Here is a 19,085-nt window from a genome sequence, read left to right on the forward strand (position 1 = left end):
TTCCTATGAGCTCGATTGGGCGGCGGCAAGCGGCCGCGACTGGGAAATGGGGACACCGCTGAAGACCGAGCTCCACGTCCGGTCTTCGTGCACCACCAGCGCGTCGCCTTCGTAACCCGAGCCGCGGGTGCGGGCGAGCTCGCAGGCAAGCGGACCGAAATCGGCGGGCACCATGTAGTCGCTGTAGTCGAAATCGGCGGCCGGGCGGGCGCGGATCCCCGGGGTGTCCGCCATGCCGGCGGGCAAGGTCTGGACGAACACCACCTCGGATGGGGAAATCTCTTGGGCCACCGAATTGATCAGGGCGCTGGATGCGGCCTTCGTGGCGGTGTAGCCGGCGCGTGCCGGACCAGCGTTGTAGACCACCTCCGATGACACGTGCAGGAAGAGTCCGGGCTCGGATTGCCTCAGCGCCGGCAGGGCGGCGTTGAGCGTCCAGAACAGGCCGTGCACGTTGATGTCGAATTGGTCTAGCCAGTCGACCTCGGTCACGTCGACCAGGTACTCCCGGCGCAGGGTGTAGTAGATCGCCGAGTAGCAGGCGAAGTCGATGCGCTTGGGCAACTCCTGGGCCAGCGTCTGCTTGGCGGCTTCTCCGTTGCGGAAGTCGAGCTGGTGCCAGTGCAGCCGGTCAGCACCCGGCCCGACGGGCTTGGTGCGGCTGAAGACGTGGGTCTCGATTCCCTCGGCCGCCCAGGCATCGGCGATGCCGCGGCCGATGCCGGTGGAACCACCGACGACGATTGCAGTGCGCCCGGTCATCACGCGACCCCGCTCGAAGCCGCGACGCTGCCGGTCAGTGTCTCGTGGTGCCGCCGGAGCATGGCAACCGCGCATTGGATCTCCTCGGGGGTGACATCGTTGACAAAGCGGTGGTGGCCGATACCGACCGGTAGCGGGAGCCGTTGCTGGCCGTCGCGGTGGCCAACCGTGTCGATCAGTGCCTCGATGAGCAGCTCGGGCGTGGCCAGGGTGTCGTCCCACAGCGGCAAGCCGAGATCCACCATGACTCGGTAGATCCGGTTCGCCTCGTCCTCGCTGACGTAGCCGCGAAGCGCCCCGATGGCCGTGGTCACCGCCATGTCCAAGTTGACCGCCTCCCCATGCAGCAGTGCGGGCTGCGCGTGCATCTCGATCGTGGGGCTAAAGGTGTGCCCGTAGTCAACACAGCGCTCCAGGGTCAGGGCTCCGGCGTTGTTGATTAGCAGGCTTGTGGGCTGGGTTGATGATCTTTGGTGCCGCGCTATTGGGGCCGGAGTGTAGGCACGGGCTATCTGGAGAACGATCGAGTTGGTTAGTGTTCGTCGTTGGTCTGGAGTTGCCCGTGCCTACCGTTTCAGTATTGCCTGTGTCGTCGGTTCCAGAGGTGTTCGACCGCTGGAGTCCTGGTGAGCGCAGCGAGCTCATCGGATCGGAGTTTCTCGATGTGTTGGCCTCGGTGCCAGACCCGAGGGACCCACGCGGTCGAAGGTATTCGCTGATGGCTTTGTTGGCGATCGCGGTTCTGGCCACTGCCGCGGGGATGCGCGGCTATGCTGGTTTTGCCACATGGGCGGCCACCGCTCCCGATGATGTGTTGGCCCAATTAGGGGTCCGGTTCCGGCGGCCCAGTGAGAAGACCTTCCGCGCTGTTTTGTCTCGGCTAGACCCCGCCGACCTCAACGCCAGGATGGGCAGTTACTTCACTGCACACGTGGCCAGCAGCGACCCCAGTGGATTGGTGCCGATCGCGTTGGACGGCAAGATGCTGCGTGGTGCTTTACGCGCCAAAGCGACAGCCACGCATCTCGTGTCGGTGTTCGCCCACCGTGCCCGATTGGTGCTCGGTCAACTCGCTGTCGCCGAGAAAAGCAATGAAATTCCCTGCGTACGTGCCCTGCTCACGCTGCTGCCGGGTAGCTTGCGGTGGCTGGTCACCGTGGATGCGATGCATACCCAGGTCGTCACCGCGAAGTTGATCTGCGCCACCTTGAAGTCGCACTACCTGATGATCGTCAAGTCCAACCAAGCCAAAATACTTGCGCGTATCACCGCGCCGCCCTGGGCCGAGGTGCCCGCAGCCGCTACCGACGACTCCCGCGGCCACGGCCGTGTCGAGACCCGCACCCTGCAAATCATCACCGCTGCACGAGGAATCGGCTTCCCCTACGCAAAACAAATCATCCGGATCACTCGTGAACGCTTGATCACCGCCACCGACCAGCGCAGCGTGGAGGTGGTCTATGCCATCTGCAGCCTGCCGTTCGAGCACGCCCGCCCTACCGCGATCATGACCTGGATGCGTCAACACTGGGGAATCGAGAACAGCCTGCACTGGATACGCGACGTCACCTTCGACGAAGACCGTCAAAGGGCACATACCGGAAACGGCGCACAGGTCCTAGCAACGCTACGCAACACTGCGATCAATCTGCACCGCCTCAACGGCGCCGACAACATCGCCGAAGCCTGCCGGATCACCGCTTTGACCGCCAACCGCCGCCTAGACCTCCTCAATCCACAATTCCCCAGCTCACAAGCCTGCTAATCAACAACGCCGGAGCCCTGCAACATCGCCGAAGCCTGCCGGATCACCGCTTTGACCGCCAACCGCCGCCTAGACCTCCTCAATCCACAATTCCCCAGCTCACAAGCCTGCTAATCAACAACGCCGGAGCCCTGGTCGCGCACGTCGCGCCCGGATGTCTCCAGAACATCGAACAGCGCACCAGACTTGATCAACGCGATTTTGAGAATTTCGGCGAGTCCATTACTCAGGTGGCGCTGATCGAGGGTACGCAAAAAGCTCTTGTCCAAAAATGTCACCGCCGGGGGTGCATAGGTGCCAAGACGGTTCTTGCCGAGCTGGTAATTGACTCCGGTCTTTACGCCAACTCCGGCGTCGACAAGGCCGATCAATGTGGTGGGAATCCGGATGTACGGGGTGCCGCGCCGGTAGAGGCTGGCCGCGAAGCCCGCGACGTCGGTGAGCACTCCACCGCCGATGACCAGCATCGGCTCGCGGCGCCGGTCGATGCCAAATGCGTTCATGGCGTCGACGATTCGAGTCACCGTGTCCCAGTGCTTGAGGGTCTCGTCGATCGGAATCACAACGAATTCCGCCTCCACACCGTGGTGCGCGAAGAAGGCACGGACCTTACTTCCGTGCAGCGCATCGACGGTCCCATCGATGATCACCAGCCGGCGGTCACCAACCTTTAGTGGCGCATCCGAACATGCCGAAAACAGCTGATTGTTTCCGAGGTAGAAAAGGCCATCGGATTTGATGACGTGGTACCTCACTTGTTTCACGGCTTCGACCGTCCACGCGGTTTGACCGGAAGCGTTCTTGATCATCACTTTCGATTCGCCAATTTCTCGATCACGTTGTGATCACGATGCGATCACGGATTGTGGCGACTCGCGGAGGATACGCACGCGTATCTTATTTATCAAAGGCCTTCAGCGGAACACACAGGTTCCTCACAGCCCGACAGATGGCCCACATGACCACCAAAAACACCCTCCGAAATACCGGCGTTAGTATGTGAACTACGCCGTCCCACAACAGGATTCGTAGCGGCACGGCGAATCTGAACGCCGGCCAATGCGGTCAATAAAATTGGCCCAAGTGTGTCCAACATCAGAAATTGCGTTTGGGTGTCCGCCATCACTCAATTATTGATAGCGCGGTCCGAGTCACATCTTCGGCACCACCGCAGCGCGCCACCCGCCCGATTCTCGCGGTGCGGACGTCGGGAAACTTGATGCCACCAAAAGCCTTGATTCCCTGGCAGTTACAGGATGGGGCCGGGCAGTCGACCACACAGACCCGGGGGTGACGCAGCATACAGGTAGAAATAGTGATCGCTTGCGTATACTTGCCCAATGCCCGAATCCGTGACCGCCCCACCTGAGCTGGGTATACACCACGCCACACCGGGCCTACTCGCACTTACCATCGCCACCTGCCTGGCCATCACCACCGAGATATTGCCGGTCGGCCTGCTGCCCGCCATCGGACATACCTTCGGAGTGCGTGACGCGGTCACCGGCCTGCTGGTGAGTCTCTACGCCGTCCTGGTGGCCCTGCTCGCGGTTCCACTGACCGTGGTCACCGCGCGATTTCCGCGCAAGCCACTGCTACTGACAACACTGCTGGGCTACGCGGTGAGCAACACCCTGGTCGCCATCGCACCCACGTTCGCCATGGTTGCGGCGGGCCGGGCGGTGGGCGGTGTCACCCACGCACTGTTCTTCCCTTTGTGCATCGGATACGCGCCCCGACTGGTGGGGCTCGCCGATGTGGGCCGTGCGCTCGCGCTGGTGGGCGGCGGGGTGTCCGCCGGGATCGTGGTGGGCGTTCCGCTGTTGACATCGGTAGGCACCGCGGTCGGCTGGCGCGGAGCCTTCGCCGTGCTGGCCGTGCTCGCCGCGGTGCTGCTGCTGGTGGTCGCCAAGCTACTGCCCCCGGTCAGCAGCGAGTCCGCCCCACCACCCGCCGGCACCGCCAAAGGCCGGCGACGCCTCGCCGCGGTGGTCTCCTCCAACGCCCTGACCTACACCGGGCAGTTCACCCTCTACACGTTCATCAGCGCTGTCCTGCTCGCGGCCGGGGCCCGGCCGGCGTTCATCGGTCCGCTGCTGCTGATGTGCGGCGTGTGCAGTCTGGCGGGTCTGTGGTACGTGGGCGCCACCCTGGACCGCAATCCGCGGCAGACCACCGTGATCATCATCGTCGTGGTGATCGGCGCGCTGCTGGGCCTGGGTGCGTCGTTTCCGGCGTTGCTTCCGGTGGTCGCCGCCGCCGCCGTATGGAACGGCGCCTTTGGCGGCATCCCATCCATCTATCAGGCGGGCGCGGTGCGCGCTCAGGCCGCGACACCCGAGATGGCCGGGGCTTGGGTGAATGCCACCGCCAACCTCGGGATCGCCGCAGGTGCGGCGATCGGCGCGGGACTGCTGCCGACGATCGGTCTGGCCGGACTTCTGTGTGTGGCCGCCGCACTCATCGCGATCAGCCTGGCGGTCACGCTGGCCACGGGGCGCGGCCCCACGCATTAAGACCGCATTGAGCCGCGGTCGAACCCGCGCGCATTGCGGTTTTTTTCGCCGAATCGGCGGACGGGGCACCGTTAATTGTGGCTACCAAAACGTGCGACCGCGGCGAATGGTAAACGCATGTCTGATGCACACCACACCGATGTGGATGTTGTGGTCGCGGGTGCCGGCTTTGCGGGTCTGTATGCCGCCTACCGTCTGCGGCACGCGGGGCATTCGATGCGCATATTCGAGGCCGGCGACGATATCGGCGGCACCTGGTACTGGAACCGCTACCCCGGGGCACGCGTCGACATCCCCAGCGTCGACTACATGTACAGCTTCGATCCCGACTGGTCGCGCGACTGGCAGTGGTCGGAGAAGTACGCCACCCAGCCCGAGATCCTGCGCTACCTGAACCACGTCGCCGACAAGCACGACCTGCGTCGCGACATCCAGTTCGGCACCCGGGTGACCCACGCACACTGGGACGACGACACCGGCCGGTAACGGGTGCGCACCGACCGCGGCGACGAAATCACCTGCCGCTACCTGATCATGGCGACAGGCTGCCTGTCGGTACCCAAAGACCTCGACATCGACGGCATCGAAAACTTCACCGGCGAACTGTATTTCACCAGCCGCTGGCCCCGTGAACCCGTCGACTTCACCGGGAAACGGGTCGGTGTCGTCGGCACCGGCTCATCGGGCATCCAATCGATCCCGCTGATCGCCGCCCAGGCCGCGCAGGCGGTGGTGTTCCAACGAACCCCCTGCTTCTCGATCCCCGCCCACAACGGCCCGATCTCCCCGGACAAGCTCGGCCAATTGGCCGACGACGACGCCTACCGTCGCGCGGCGCGATACTCCTTCGGCGGGGTCCCGATGGAGCGCTCGCTCACTCCGACATTCTCGGTGTCCGCCGAATAACGTCGACAACGATACGAACGCGCCTGGCAGCTCGGTAAGCTTCTCGAGGCGCTCAATCTCTACGCCGAAGAGATGATCAATCCGCTGGCCAACAGCGAGTTCGCCGAATTCATCCGCGACAAGATCCGCGCCACCGTGCACGACCCGCAGACCGCCGAGGCGCTGTGCCCCAGCGGCTACCCGGTCGGTTCGAAACGGCTCTGCCTGGACAGCAACTACTACGCCACCTTGAACCTGCCCCAGGTGCGGCTGGTGGACCTGCGTAACCAGCCATTGGTGGGCGTTACCAAGACCGGAATCGACACGGTCGGTGAATCTTTCGAGTTCGACGCGATCGTGTTCGCCACCGGATTCGACGCCGTCACCGGAGCGCTCGCGGCGATCGACATCGTCGGCCGCAACGGCCTCGCGCTGGGGGACAAGTGGGCACCCGGCCCATCCACATATCTGGACCTGACCACCGAGGGGTTTCTCAACCTGTTCCTCATTGCGGGCCCCAACAGCCCCTCGGTGCTGTCCAACATGGCGGTGTCGATCGAACAACATGTCGACTTCGTCGCCGACGCCCTGAGCTATCTGCGCGAGCTCGGCTTCGACCGCATCGAGCCCACCGAGCTCGCCGAGGCCGGCTGGATGCAGCATTCCGATGACGCCGCATCGATAACGCTTTTCCCACAGGCGAACTCGTGGTACGTGGGCGCCAACATCCCGGGAAAGCCGCGCACCTTCATGGCCTACACCGCCGGGGTCGACGTCTACCGGGTGGCCTGCGAGGAGGTGGTGGCCCGCGACTATCTGGGCTTCCGGTTGTCCGGCCCGAACGGCTCACAGTGCAACGACGGTGTGGTGCGCCGCTGCAACCCGACATTCAGATGGTGCTCGAGCAGCTGGAGGCGCTGGGCCTTCCGCCCTTGGAATCGCTGCCCGCCGACCAGGCGCGCGCGCTCATGAACGAGATGAACCTGGCACGCCCGCCGGGCCCCGACGTCGGCGAGATCGTCGACGGCACCCTGCCCGGCGCCGCCGGGCCGCTGGCCTACCGCCTCTATCGTCCGGCCAGCCCGGGTCCGCACCCCGTGGTCGTCTACTTCCACGGCGGTGGCTGGGTTCTCGGCGACCACACCTCCGACGATCCGTTGTGCCGCGACCTGTGCGTGCGCAGTGACACGCTCATCGTGTCGGTGGACTACCGGCACGCACCCGAGCACCGCTCCCCGCCGCGCTGGACGACGGCTGGGCGGCCGTGCAGTGGATCGCCGAGCACGCCGGGGAGCTCGGCGGCATCCCGGGCCAGCTGGTGGTGAGCGGTTGGAGCGCGGGCGCCGGCATTGCCGCCGTGGTCTGCCACCTCGCCAGGGACGCGGGTGCGCCGAGCATCGTCGGCCAGGCGTTGCTCACCCCGGTCACCGATTTCGACCCGACCCGCGGCTCCTACCTCGAAAATGCCGACGGCTATGGCCTCACCGCACCGCTGATGCAATGGTTCTTCGACCACTACGCCGATCCGGACGCGCGCACCGACCCGCGGATTGCACCGCTGCGTGCCCCGGATCTGTCGGCCCTGCCCCCGGCGATCGTCGTCGCCGCGGAGTTCGATCCGCTGCGCGATGAGGGCATCGAGTACGCCGAGGCACTCGCCGCGGCCGGGGTACCCACCGAGCTGGTGCGGGCCCGCGGACACACCCACCTGTCGCTGACGATGGTCGATGTGGTCGTCTCCGGGGCCCCGATTCGGGCCCAGCTCGCCGGCGCGCTGCGCGGATTCTTCGCGATCGGCGCCGCCGTGCCCGCCTAGGGCCGCCGCCGGCGCCGCTGGCGTGCTACATGTGGCCCATGGCCGAACGTGTCACGTTCCAGAGTTCAACGGGCCCGACCCTGGCGGGAACCATCGATGTGCCCGAGGCGGCGGTGCGCGGCTGGGGGTGTTTGCGCACGGATTCACCCTGAACAAGGACTCACCGGCGGCGGCCCGCATCTGCAAACAGCTAGCGGCCGACGGGATCGGCATGCTGCGCTTTGACGCACTCGGCCTCGGCGACTCGGAAGGCGGCTGGGGCGACGGCTCTTTCATCGTCAAGGTCGACGACATCGTCAAAGCCTGCGAGTTCATGACCGCCCGCGGAACCCCGGCCGACATCCTGGTCGGGCACTCCTGGGGTGGCGCGGCCGTGCTGGCCGCGGCCCGGCACTCATCGGGCGTGCGGTCGGTGGTCACCGTCGCGGCGCCGGTGGACCCCAGCCACGTCGAAAAGCATTACGACGCGGTCGTCGACCGCTGCCTGTCCGAGGGCAGCGCCGAATGGATGGTCGGCGGGCGCACGCTGACCCTGAAACGGGCATTCGTCCAGGACGTCCGCGCCGCCGACCTGCGCGACAAGATCAAGAGCCTGCGGCTGCCCTTGCTGATCCTGCACTCCCCCACCGACAACACGGTCGACATCGGCAACGCGACCGAGATCTTCCGCCTGGCCCGCCACCCCCGCAGCTTCGTCTCGCTGGAGGGCTCCGACCACCTGCTCACCGCCCGCGGCCAGGCGCATCGGGCCGCCCGGATCATCGGCGCCTGGGCCGACGCCTACCTCGACGAACCATAAAGACCGCACGTCAGGGTAGACGCGCGCCGCCGAACGCGATGCAATGTGATACAAGTCATATGACCGCAGGTCATGACAGTTGGAAAGGTGGCAGCTCATGACCACAAGGGACAAGTACACCGACGTGCCCACGCCGTACTCATGGGAGGTTCCCAGCGCCGGTGACGCACGCTTCACCTGGGAGTACGACGAGGGACGCGCCCGGCTCCTTTCCCTGTACCAAAAGGGGAAGGACAAACAGTGGGACGCCCAGTCGCGCATCGACTGGGGCCAAGACGTCGACCCGATGAACGCGATCGCGCTGCCCGACGAGTTCCATCCGCTGTTCGGCAGCCCGATGTGGAACGCCGCAGACGAGGCGCGTCGATCCGAGATGCGCCAGCACTTCCAGGCTTGGCAGTTCTCACAGTTCCTGCACGGCGAGCAGGGGGCGATGGCGTGCGCGGCCAAGATCGTCGAGGTGGTCCCGGACCTGGACGCGAAGTTCTACGCGGCCACCCAAACCATGGACGAGGCCCGCCACGTCGAAGCGTTCTCGCGGTTCCTGCAGGAGAAGATCGGCCTGGTCTACCCGATCAATAAGCACCTGACCGCCCTGCTCGACGACACCCTGCGCGACTCCCGCTGGGACATGCCCTACCTCGGCATGCAGGTCCTCATCGAGGGACTCGCCCTGGCCGCCTTCGGGGTACTCCGAGACATGGCGGCGCCGGAGTCGTTGGCCAAGCAGGTGCTGGCCTACGTCATGCAGGACGAGGCCCGCCACGTCGCCTTCGGCCGAATCTCGCTGAAGGACTACTACTCGGCGCTGACCGAGGCCGAGCGCGAGGAGCGTGAAGAGTTCGTGGTCGACGCCTGCTACCTGATGCGCGACCGGTTCCGCGGCGAGGAGGTCTTCGAGACACTCGGCATGGACGTCAAAGCATGCGCCGAGTGGGTCGACACCTCGCCGCTGATGATCCAGTTCCGCTCGCACCTGTTCAGCCGCATCGTGCCGATCGTCAAGGACATCGGGCTGTGGGGCGGCAAGGTGCAGCGGGCGTTCCGGGACATGGGTGTGCTCGATATGGCCGGTTCCGCCATCGAGGCGCTGATGAAGGCCGATGAAGATCAGGCCGAGGCGCTGGACAAGGCGCACGCCGAGATGGCCGAACGGGCCATCGAGGTGGACCAGGTGATCGCGGCGGGCGCAAGCTGACTCGCATTCGGTAGTCGATCCCGCCTCCGGCCCAAGCGGGCATCGCGCCGCGGCGGCGCGAGCCTGCGCGTAGTCACGCAAGACTCGGATCGGCCGCAAGTCCGGAATCGCACCTCAACGTAGCTGCGTGTCGAAGAACGTCGTTGCAGCGGGGCTGATTTCGGCGTGCAGCAGGTGCCTATCCACGCTCGGGTCGTCGATACACGCTTCCGGGAACTGTTCGCGTCCAAGTTGGTTGCACTCGTTGAGGAAGATCTCGTGGCCGACCTTGCCGGGCAACACGTTCAGTTGAGCGCCGGGGACGTTGGCCGCGGCGAATTCGGCGTTGTCGCCGGGCGGGGTCTGGGCATCGTGTGCGCCGACGATGATGTAGGTGGGCACCCGGAGCTGATAGAGGCCGTCGGCGTCCATGCCGAAATCCCTGACCATGCCGGGAGCCATCGCGAACACCGCCTTGATGCGAGAGTCGGCGACGTCGAGTGCCGGGCCGGCGTCCACCGGCAACTCGGTGCGCAGATGCGCCGGTATCGCCGGGTCGCTCTGCACGCCGCGCTGGAAGTCCAGGTACCGGTCGGGGTTGACCCGGGCCCCGCCCAGCCACAGCGAGGTGAATCCGCCCTGAGAGTGCCCCACCACACCGATCCTGGAGGCGTCGATGAGCGGGCCCCAAAACGGATCGTGCACTAAGAAGTCGGCGGTCAGGCTCAGGTCGCGCGGCCTTTGCCACAGCTTGTTGGCGAGGTAGACGATCGACGAATCGTAGGTATTGGCACGGTAATGGTTCAGCGCGGCAACTAGGTAGCCCTTGCTGGCCAACGCTTGTGCCAGCCATGCGTAGAACAGCCCGTTGCTGCCGCGACCATGGGACAGCAGGATCAGCGGTAACCGCGACCCGCCCGCACGCGGCGGCAGATCCGGATAGAACGACAGCTCGGTGGCGAACGGCATGGCGAACGGACGGTCATCAGGCGAGGGTTGCTCGGCCAGGTAGAACAGGCTGACCGCCAGCCGGCGCGGACCGTCTGGCCCGTGGGGGTCGACAAACTCGATCTGCCGCAAACCGACTGGAGGCGAAGGGGTTTGGCCGTTGACCCGAACTCCGGTGCCGCAACCGGCTGCCAACCAGACAGCTGCCGACAGGACCGAAACGACCGACAAGACCCTGAGAAGCGAAACCATCGTTGGGCGCACGGCCATGAACCTGTCGCAATTGATCGACAGAAGCAACTCGGAGACAGAGTCGGCGGGAGGTCGATCCCAGCCACAGATCCGGGCCGCGACCGTCGGAGCGGCCCTTCAGCCCGCCGCCCCGGCCTGGCCGAACAACCGCCCACCGATGCCGCCGCTGCCGCCCGCGCCGCCGACCAAAGCCCCGCTTCCGCCGTGACCACCGTCGCCGCCGTTGCCGATCAACCGAGTGTCCCCGCCGTTGCCGCCATTGCCGCCGCCGGCGAGGTTGGCGCCATCACCGCCCGCACCACCCCTTCCGCCGTTGCCGTACAGCAGCCCACCGGCACCCCCGTTGCCGCCGGTACCGCCGGTGCCGCCCCGGTCGAAGATACCCGCGGCGACGCCGCCCTTGCCGCCGGCGCCGCCAGATCCGCCGTTGCCGTACAGCAGCCCACCGCCGCCGCCGTGACCGCCGGCGCCACCACTGCCGCCGACGCCGCCGTCGAGAGCCTCACCGCCCGCCCCGCCGGCGCCACCGAGCCCGCCGTCCCCGTAGAGCAGCCCGCCGGCACCACCTCCACCACCAGCGCCGCCAGCCGCGGCGGCCCCACTGACGGGGGCCGCACCCCCACCACCACCGGCGCCACCGGCGCCGCCATTGCCGAACAGCCCGGCGGCCCCGCCGTCCCCACCGATGCCGCCATTGCCGCCGAGATCGCCGACCGGCCCGCCGCCGTCGCCGCCGGCCCCGCCCGCGCCGGCGCTTCCGGCAAGTAGCCCACCGCCGCCACCGGCGCCGCCATTGCCACCGTTGCCACCGGCCGTCGTGACCGCGCTGGTGAAGCCGGAACCGCCCGTACCGCCGGCCCCGCCGGCCCCGCCCTCACCCACGATTCCGGCGGCGCTGCCGGCGCCGCCGTTGCCTCCGAGCCCGCCATGATTGCCGGGATTCATCCCGCTTACGCCCCCGGCCCCGCCGGAGCCGCCGGCACCGCCAGTGCCGTAGAGCCACCCGCCGGAACCCCCGGCGCCGCCCGCCCCGCCATCACCGCCGTCCCCGGAGCCGCTGGCGGCTGCCCCGGCGCCGCCGGAGCCTCCGGTCCCGCCGTTGCCGATCAGCCCCGCCGCGCCCCCGGCACCCCCGGCCACCCCCGGGTTGGCACCCGGCGCCCCGTTTCCACCGTTTCCGTACAGCAATCCGCCCGCCCCGCCGGCTTGCCCCGGCGCTGTCCCGTCCGCGCCATTGCCGATCAGCGGACGCCCCAGCAACGCCTGCGTGGGCCCATTGATCAGGTTGAGCAGACTCTGCTGAACGTTGGCGGCCTCGGCGGCCCCATAGCCGCCCCCGCCCGCGCTCAGCGCCGCCACGAACTGGTCATGAAACGCGGCCGCCTGCCTACCCAGCGCCTGATAGTTGTGGGCATGGCCGGAGAACAACGCCGCCACCGCCGCGGACACCTCATCACCGGCGGCGGCCAGTACCGAGGTTGTCGACGCCGCGGCAGCCGTGTTGGCCGCGCTGACCGCGGACCCGACACTCGCCAAATCCGTTGCTGCCATTGACAGCATCTCGGGCACCACCACGGCAAACGACATCTGACACCTTTCGGCCAGGCCGCATGGCCCGGTCAGCGCCGACGCATCCTGAAGGATTCGATGCTATCGCGATCCCGCCGGCCCATCTGGTGTTTGACCAGGCCACTCGCCCCGCCGTCCCGCGGCCGGACGGCGCCATCAACCCGCCAACCAGCCCGGCCATGCCGGACCGACAGCAAAGCGGTGAGCCCGGTTCGGCCGACACCGGATGCCGCGCACGACCGCGCGCAGGACGCGAGTCGGTCGCAGCTTCGCCGCAGCCATCCGCTAGCAGTAGGCGCGTAGTGCACGCAGGCCGCGGTCCGACGGAATCGATCCCAAATCCCCTGACTTTCTTCGCCACTCAGCCGCACTCCGGCGCCGCCACAAAGTTGCCGCGGTGCACGGTGCACCAGTTTCAACTGGTGCGGCGACGGCAGGCAGAATGCTCAGGGTGGGATCGGCAACGCGGACTTATGGCGGGGTCAGCGCCACCGAGCGCAGCGGCGCAGCCGCGAGGCGGGCTGGGGTGACCCCCCCCGATGAAGCTAACCGCAGCCAACGCGAGCGCCCTCGACATCCCGGTCCCGAACTATTACCGCAGCCAAATCAGCATCGGCATCGCGCATTTCGGCGTTGGTGGCTTCCACCGCGCGCACCAGGCGATGTATCTTGACCGGCTGCTCAACGCCGGGCCCGCACGCGACTGGGGCATCTGCGGTATCGGCGTATTGCCGGGTGATGAGCGGATGCGCGATGCGCTGCGCAGCCAGGACCACCTCTACACGTTGATCCTCGAGCATCCCGACGGCACCCGAGAGCCCCGCGTGATCGGCTCGATCGTCGACTACCGTTACGCACCCGATGAACCCGAGTCGGTCATCGAGTTGCTCGCCGACCCGGCGATCCGCATCATCTCGCTCACCATCACCGAGGGGGGTTACACCGCACCGCGCAGCGCCGCCTTCGAGCTGGTGACCGAGGCGCTGAACCGCCGTCGCCAACGGGGCCACGGGTCACCGACGATCGTCTCCTGCGACAACATCGTGGAAAACGGCAAAGTTGCCGAGCGCGCGTTCACCAACTACGCGGACATGTCCAATCCCGCACTCGCACAATGGATGCGAGAAAACACCAGGTTCCCCAACTCCATGGTCGACCGGATCACGCCGGTCACCACCCCCAAGCTGATCGAGCGGCTGGACTGCGAATTCGGTGTGCGCGACGCCTGGCCCGTCGCCGCCGAGCCATTCGCCATGTGGGTTCTCGAAGACGACTTCAGCCACGGGCGGGCCCCCACTGGAACAAGCCGGCGTCGAGCTGGTCGACGATGTGGCCCCGTACGAGGCGATGGAGCTGCGGCTGCTCAACGCCGGACACCAGGGCCTGTGCTACTTCGCCTACCTGGCCGGGTATCGGCTGGTGCACGAAGCCGCCCAGGACCCGCTGATCGCCGAGTTCCTCCGCCGATACTTCGACGAAGAGGCGGCGCCGACCCTGACCGCGATTGGAGGCCTGACCGAATTCAAGAACGGACTGCTCCCACGCTTCGCCAACGCATATGTCCGCGACACCGTCGCCCGGTTGTGCGCCGAATCCTCGGACCGCATCCCAAAATGGCTGCTACCGGTGGTTCGGGACAACCTCCGCTCGTCCGGCCCGGTTCGGCTGTCGGCCGCGATCGTCGCCAGCTGGGCACGCTATGCCGAGGGCATCGACGAGGCCGGCCAGCCGATCGATGTGGTGGATCGCCTCGCCGACATGTTGGGGCCGATAGCGCGTTCGCAGCGCCACGACGCACGCGCATTTCTGGCCAATCGCGCCGTGTTCGGTGACCTCATCGACCAGCCCCGCTTCGTACAGCCCTATCTGGGGGCGCTGGACTCGCTGCACCGGGTCGGTGCCCGCGCGACGCTGCAGGCGCTGCTCGACAAGGACGGATCCTGATGCCCATGTCTAGACGCGGTGCGGTCCGAATGGCATCGGCGGCGCGAACGTGACCCTCGTCGCCGGCATCGACTCGTCCACCCAGTCCTGCAAGGTGCTGGTATGTGACGCCGACACCGGTGAGGTGGCCCGCAGGGGCCAGGCCGCACACCCCGATGGAACCGAAATCGATCCTGCCGCATGGGAATCCGCCGCACACACAGCGATCGCGACCGCCGGCGGATTCGACGATGTCGAGGCGGTGGCGGTGGGCGCCCAGCAACACAACATGGTGTGCCTGGACATGGCCGGAGTGGTGGTGCGGCCCGCGCTGCTGTGGAACGACGTCCGCTCGGCCGACGCGCCCCTGGCGCTCATCGACGAACTCGGTGGCCCACGGGCGTGGGCACAAGCCGTCGGCCTGGTGCCGTTGGCCGCGGTCACGGTGGCCAAGCTGCGCTGGCTCGCCGACAACGAACCGCAACATGCCGACCGCACCGCCGCGGTCTGTCTGCCTCATGACTGGCTGACGTGGCGGTTACGCGGGGACACCGATGTCGCCACGCTGACCACCGACCGCAGCGACGCCAGCGGCACCGGCTACTACGACGCCGGCAGCGATCGCTACCGCTTTGACCTACTCGAACTGGCCATGCACGGCCGCCGCCCCAACCTGCCCAGGGTGCTCGGCCCGTCGGCGCGAGCTACCCGCGGCAGCAAAATATTCGGCGCGGGTCTGGGCGACAACGCCGCCGCGGCGCTGGGCCTGGGGGCCGACGAAGGCGACGTGATGGTCTCGATCGGGACCTCGGGGGTGGTGTGCGCCGTCGCGGCCGATCCGGTTCGCGACGAGGCGGGTCTGGTTGCCGGGTTCGCCGACGGCACCGGACGCTATCTGCCGTTGGTGTGCACGCTCAACGGTGCCCGGGTCCTCGATGCGGCGGCGGCGATGTTGCGGGTCGACCACGACGAGTTGTCCCGGCTGGCGCTGTCGGCGCCGCCCGGCAGCGCCGGACTGGTTCTTGTCCCGTACTTGGAAGGCGAGCGAACCCCTAACCGGCCCAAGGCAACTGGCGCACTACATGGCCTGCGGCTGGCCAACGCCACGCCCGCGCACCTGGCCCGGGCGGCGGTGGAAGGGCTGCTGTGCGCATTGGCTGACGGCCTGGCGCAGCTCACCGAACACGGCGTGGTCGCACGCCGGGTCCTGCTGATCGGCGGCGGCGCCCGATCGCAGGCGCTGCGCGAGATCGCGCCGCTGATATTCGGTGTGCCCGTGCTGGTTCCGGACCCCGCGGAGTACGTCGCCCTGGGGGCTGCCCGGCAGGCCGCGTGGGCGCTGCGCGGCTCGACTCGGACACCCTCGTGGCAGCCACCGGCAACCGACGAGTACACCGGCGAGCCGTCACCCGCCGTACGCCAGCGCTATGCGCAGGTGCGCGAGCTGACCGAAGGAGTGGCTAGCGTCCCACGCCCGGGCGAAACACCGCCAGCACCCGATACTTCGCGGTGAAACTGGCCTGGTCGTATTGCTCACCCACCTCGCCGTCATGAGCAAGCACGGTCGGCGCGTCCACGGTGCTGAAGCTGAATTCGGGCACTTGCAGTTCGTGGTAGAGCGGGCTGCGCTGCAGCCGGCCCAGGGCCAGCGCGGTGAGGATCCTGACGGTCGCCAAGCGGCGTCCGGTCTCGAGGATGCGCACGTCGATCAGGCCATCGTCCATGAGGGTGCGCCGCGAGGGGGCGAATCCGGCCGGCAGGTACACCGAGTTGCCGATGAGCAGCAGCGATGTCTGCAGCGTCTTGTTGTCGTACCGGATGCGCACGGGCTGGTCTTTGCGCAGTGTGTGCAACATCGCGTACATGCTGGCCAGCGGTTTGCCGATGCGCTTTTCCAGCTTTTCCCGGTACCGGACGAATTTGGGGTAGGCGCCGATGCTGGCCGTGTTGATCACCATCTGGCTTTCGTTCAGACACAACAGGTCGACGCGCGCCACGCTGCCGCGCCGGATCGCGTCGATGGTCTGTGCCACGCTGTCGCAGCCGATGTCCTTGGCGAAGTGGTTGAAGGTTCCGGCGGGAAACACCGCCAGCGGCAGTCCCGCGTCAACCGCCGCCGCCGCGGCGGCGGCCACCGTGCCGTCACCGCCACCGACCGCCAGCACTTCGGCCTGTGCGGCCGCCTCGCGCAGCACCCGCTGCGGGTCGTCGCCCGCGGCCAGTTCGACGATCCGCGCCTTCGGCAGGCCCGCACGCACCTCGTCGATGACCTGGGCCCCGGTGCCGCTGCCCGATGCCGGGTTGACCACCAAGACCACTCCGGAACCGTCGGGCCGCTGCGGTGTTTGCACCCAGAACGGTTCCGTTTTGGGCAGCGCCGTCTCGATAATCGGTGGGACCAGCCGGCCGCCCAGCACGGCAACGCCGGCACCAATGCCGAATCCGGCCAGCACATCGCCGGGATAGTGCACCCCGGTCGCCACCCGCGACAGCCCGACCAACGCGGCCAGCACCGAAAAGCCTAGGCCCAGAGGCGGATTCTCCAGACCTACGCCGATGGCAAATGCGGCGGCGCTGGCGGAGTGCCCGGACGGCAGCGAATTGGATGTCGGCCGGCGTCGGACTCGTCTGGCCAGCGGCACCGAGTCCGAGAGCGGACGCGGGCGCTGCCGGATCCGCTTGGCCACCTGGTTGGTAAACAAGCTGGCCGCCCCCAGCGTCACCACCCCGCGCACCGCGCCCCGTTGCGCGGACTGACTTCTCGACGCGAGCAGGCCCGCGGCCATCGCGAACCACAGCTTGGAATGGTCGGCCGCGCGGGTCAGCGGCGGCATGACCGTGTCGAGCAGCGGGGTGGGTGTGTCGGCAATCGCTTCGAACAATTCCCGATCCAGCGCCCCCAGGCCCCGGGTGATCTGTTTGATGCTGCGCGCTCGTTGCCACGGCCGCCCGTTCATTCGCTCCACCCTAACCAGCGCCCGGGCGCGGGCTTCAGCACTGGCGGTTCGGTTTGCGCCAGTCTCCCGCGCGACGCGCCCAAGACAGCCGGATCGGGTCGCTGGGGTGTGGTCGCAGCGGGGTGGTTTCGATGGTCATCCACCCCGAAAGCGGGAGCGACTCCACGACGGCCATCAGCTCGCCGGGGTCGCGCGCACGCCATAACCCCAGCATCCGCGGGCCGTCCGGGCCGGCCGGCAGCGCCCAGAACCGCACCAGATGACCGGCCTCGGCCAGCTCGTGACAACGGCGGGCCTCGCGCTCGGTGGCGTCGTCGACAACCCGCGCCGACGTGCCGGACGGGCCGGTGAGCGTGGTCGTGATCAAGAATTCCGGCCCCTTACCGGGCCGAGGGGTTACCCCAGCACCGAGCGGGTCGTTGGGGTGGGCGCTGAGCACGGCGACCTCGTCGCTGCGCCAATCCTGCAGCGGCACCGTCGCCAGCAGCTTGCGCAGTGACGGCTCGTCGCGCGCGGCGAACAGGCCCAGGGTGCACCATTGGCCCGGTCCGCACGGCGGATGCCACAACCGCAGCAGGCGACCCTGGGCACCCAGCTCACGCCAGCCGGCGTTCTCGCTCACCCGGGCCCGATCGATCTCAGCCGCCGGTGTGCCCCGGGGAACCTCGATGGTCATGCTGACCAGAAATTCCATGCTGTCTCCCGGTGCCACCGTTGCGCACCGGATGCCTACAGCGCAAGAACTGCCAGGAACTTCGGGTACCGCGGTCACGCGGTAGAGCGTGTGAAGCCCTTAGAAGACGCGCACCCAGTCGACGAGCATTTCCTGGGGATACGTACCCGCCGCGGGGTCGCCGCCACCGGAACCACCGACCGCAAGGTTCAACACCGGGAACACGGTGTAGTCGGGGTCGTTGAACGGCCATTCACGGATGGGCTCGTTCAAGTCCTCGATGCCGGTGGCCGGAACGCTGAAGTAGGGCTGCATGCCGTCGGCATAGTCGAGCCAGAAGTACATGCCGGTCACGTTCCAGGTGACCCGCCAGTTGTGCCAGTTGTCGTCCACACCGATCGGGAAGGTCTCGAATGCCGTTCCGTCGGGGTTGGCGTGCACGGTGGTCCCCGACGGCCAGGAGCCGTTGCCGTACCACTCAATCAGGTCGATTTCGCCGCTGCGGCCGGGATCGTCGTTGGACAGCCACCAGGCCGGCCACATACCGGGCGCCAGGCAGTTGAACTTGATGCGGGCTTCCCAGGTGGTCCCGATGCCGCCGCGCCAGAGGCCATGCACCAGGCCACCGAAGTAGTCGTTGCCGCTCCTGGTGGCGCGCAGGACCAGGTTGGAGTTGCCGTCGAGGAAGACGTTTTGACGGTTGTCGCGGTACTGCCCCCAAAATTCGGGCCGGTCAAAGCCCACTGGGTTGCGGATTGGCGTCCGGTGGTTGGACACCTGCCACTTGGACGGATCGGGGGCAGAGCCGGCCGGGCCGTCAAACTCGTCGTGCCACAGAAATATGGGGCCGGCGCCCGCCGCGGGGGCGGCGGGGGCGGGTTCCGGCGCGGCCGGCGGGATCGGTGCGGCGCCGGCAGTCGGGGCCGGGATAGCGGCCGCAAGCGCGCCAAATCCTGCCATCATGATCATGCGACGGCGATCAATCTCCTGCATGAGCATGGGACGATAGCAGCTAACGCCCCGCTACGTTGACTCCGAGCGAG

At 67.4% G+C, this 19,085-nt stretch carries 12 protein-coding genes and 3 pseudogenes; 7 read left to right on the plus strand and 8 right to left on the minus strand.

The window, feature by feature from the left end:
• Nucleotides 1-3: 3 nt before the first annotated feature.
• Both SHTP_RS23175 and SHTP_RS23180 read right to left on the minus strand, forming a co-directional pair.
• Nucleotides 4-762, minus strand: a complete 759-nt coding sequence (locus SHTP_RS23175; RefSeq protein ID WP_096371906.1) for an SDR family oxidoreductase — start codon at nt 760-762, stop codon at nt 4-6.
• Nucleotides 762-1,286 (minus strand): 3-dehydroquinate synthase family protein, encoded by a 525-nt coding sequence (locus SHTP_RS23180; RefSeq protein ID WP_338101616.1) that lies wholly within the window; start codon nt 1,284-1,286, stop codon nt 762-764. Before SHTP_RS23180 ends, SHTP_RS23175 begins: the two co-directional genes overlap by 1 nt.
• A gap of 38 nt (nt 1,287-1,324) precedes the next feature.
• Here SHTP_RS23180 and SHTP_RS23185 point away from each other — a divergent pair, with 38 nt between their 5' ends.
• Entirely contained in the window at nt 1,325-2,527 is a 1,203-nt protein-coding gene (locus tag SHTP_RS23185; RefSeq protein ID WP_420872943.1) for an ISAs1-like element IS2404/ISMul1 family transposase, read from the plus strand.
• A 110-nt stretch (nt 2,528-2,637) separates the two neighbouring features.
• Here the strand turns inward: SHTP_RS23185 and SHTP_RS23190 are convergent, their stop codons facing one another.
• Nucleotides 2,638-3,291, minus strand: coding sequence for an iron-containing alcohol dehydrogenase (locus tag SHTP_RS23190; RefSeq protein ID WP_231991204.1), 654 nt, complete (start codon nt 3,289-3,291; stop codon nt 2,638-2,640).
• 576 nt (nt 3,292-3,867) lie between these two features.
• Here SHTP_RS23190 and SHTP_RS23195 point away from each other — a divergent pair.
• The 4 genes and pseudogenes from SHTP_RS23195 to SHTP_RS23210 all read left to right on the plus strand — a co-directional run bounded on the left by SHTP_RS23195 (nt 3,868) and on the right by SHTP_RS23210 (nt 9,741).
• A complete protein-coding gene (locus SHTP_RS23195) occupies nt 3,868-5,043 on the plus strand; it encodes an MFS transporter (RefSeq protein WP_096371908.1) in 1,176 nt (391 codons plus the stop codon).
• Nucleotides 5,044-5,160: 117 nt separating this feature from the next.
• A pseudogene (locus tag SHTP_RS30200) lies at nt 5,161-7,744 on the plus strand (flavin-containing monooxygenase).
• A gap of 38 nt (nt 7,745-7,782) precedes the next feature.
• A pseudogene (locus SHTP_RS23205) lies at nt 7,783-8,543 on the plus strand (alpha/beta hydrolase family protein).
• A 97-nt stretch (nt 8,544-8,640) separates the two neighbouring features.
• The gene (locus tag SHTP_RS23210; protein WP_096371909.1) at nt 8,641-9,741 is read left to right on the plus strand and encodes a ferritin-like domain-containing protein; all 1,101 of its coding nucleotides are present in this window, start codon (nt 8,641-8,643) and stop codon (nt 9,739-9,741) included.
• A gap of 114 nt (nt 9,742-9,855) precedes the next feature.
• On the opposite strand, the gene SHTP_RS23215 is transcribed toward SHTP_RS23210, so the two are convergent.
• Both SHTP_RS23215 and SHTP_RS23220 read right to left on the minus strand, forming a co-directional pair.
• Nucleotides 9,856-10,938: an alpha/beta hydrolase family protein gene (locus SHTP_RS23215; protein WP_096372627.1), complete on the minus strand. Its 1,083-nt coding sequence runs from the start codon at nt 10,936-10,938 to the stop codon at nt 9,856-9,858.
• Nucleotides 10,939-11,037: 99 nt separating this feature from the next.
• Complete coding sequence (locus tag SHTP_RS23220; RefSeq protein ID WP_096371910.1) at nt 11,038-12,507, minus strand: PE family protein; 1,470 nt, start codon at nt 12,505-12,507, stop codon at nt 11,038-11,040.
• Nucleotides 12,508-13,028: 521 nt separating this feature from the next.
• On the opposite strand from SHTP_RS23220, the pseudogene SHTP_RS23225 reads away from it, so the two are divergent.
• Together SHTP_RS23225 and SHTP_RS23230 are read left to right on the plus strand one after the other, a co-directional pair.
• Nucleotides 13,029-14,433: pseudogene (locus SHTP_RS23225) on the plus strand (mannitol dehydrogenase family protein).
• Between the two features lie 49 nt (nt 14,434-14,482).
• Entirely contained in the window at nt 14,483-15,925 is a 1,443-nt protein-coding gene (locus SHTP_RS23230) for a xylulokinase (protein WP_096371911.1), read from the plus strand.
• On the opposite strand, the gene SHTP_RS23235 is transcribed toward SHTP_RS23230, so the two are convergent.
• The 3 genes from SHTP_RS23235 to SHTP_RS23245 all read right to left on the minus strand — a co-directional run bounded on the left by SHTP_RS23235 (nt 15,873) and on the right by SHTP_RS23245 (nt 19,041).
• Nucleotides 15,873-17,369 (minus strand): bifunctional phosphatase PAP2/diacylglycerol kinase family protein, encoded by a 1,497-nt coding sequence (locus SHTP_RS23235; protein WP_096371912.1) that lies wholly within the window; start codon nt 17,367-17,369, stop codon nt 15,873-15,875. The genes SHTP_RS23230 and SHTP_RS23235 overlap by 53 nt on opposite strands.
• Nucleotides 17,370-17,403: 34 nt before the next feature.
• Complete coding sequence (locus SHTP_RS23240) at nt 17,404-18,063, minus strand: muconolactone Delta-isomerase family protein (RefSeq protein ID WP_096371913.1); 660 nt, start codon at nt 18,061-18,063, stop codon at nt 17,404-17,406.
• A gap of 99 nt (nt 18,064-18,162) precedes the next feature.
• Nucleotides 18,163-19,041: a glycoside hydrolase family 16 protein gene (locus tag SHTP_RS23245; RefSeq protein WP_096371914.1), complete on the minus strand. Its 879-nt coding sequence runs from the start codon at nt 19,039-19,041 to the stop codon at nt 18,163-18,165.
• Between the last annotated feature and the right edge of the window lie 44 nt (nt 19,042-19,085).

The sequence above is a fragment of the Mycobacterium ulcerans subsp. shinshuense genome, assembly GCF_002355775.1.
Taxonomy (GTDB): domain Bacteria; phylum Actinomycetota; class Actinomycetes; order Mycobacteriales; family Mycobacteriaceae; genus Mycobacterium; species Mycobacterium marinum.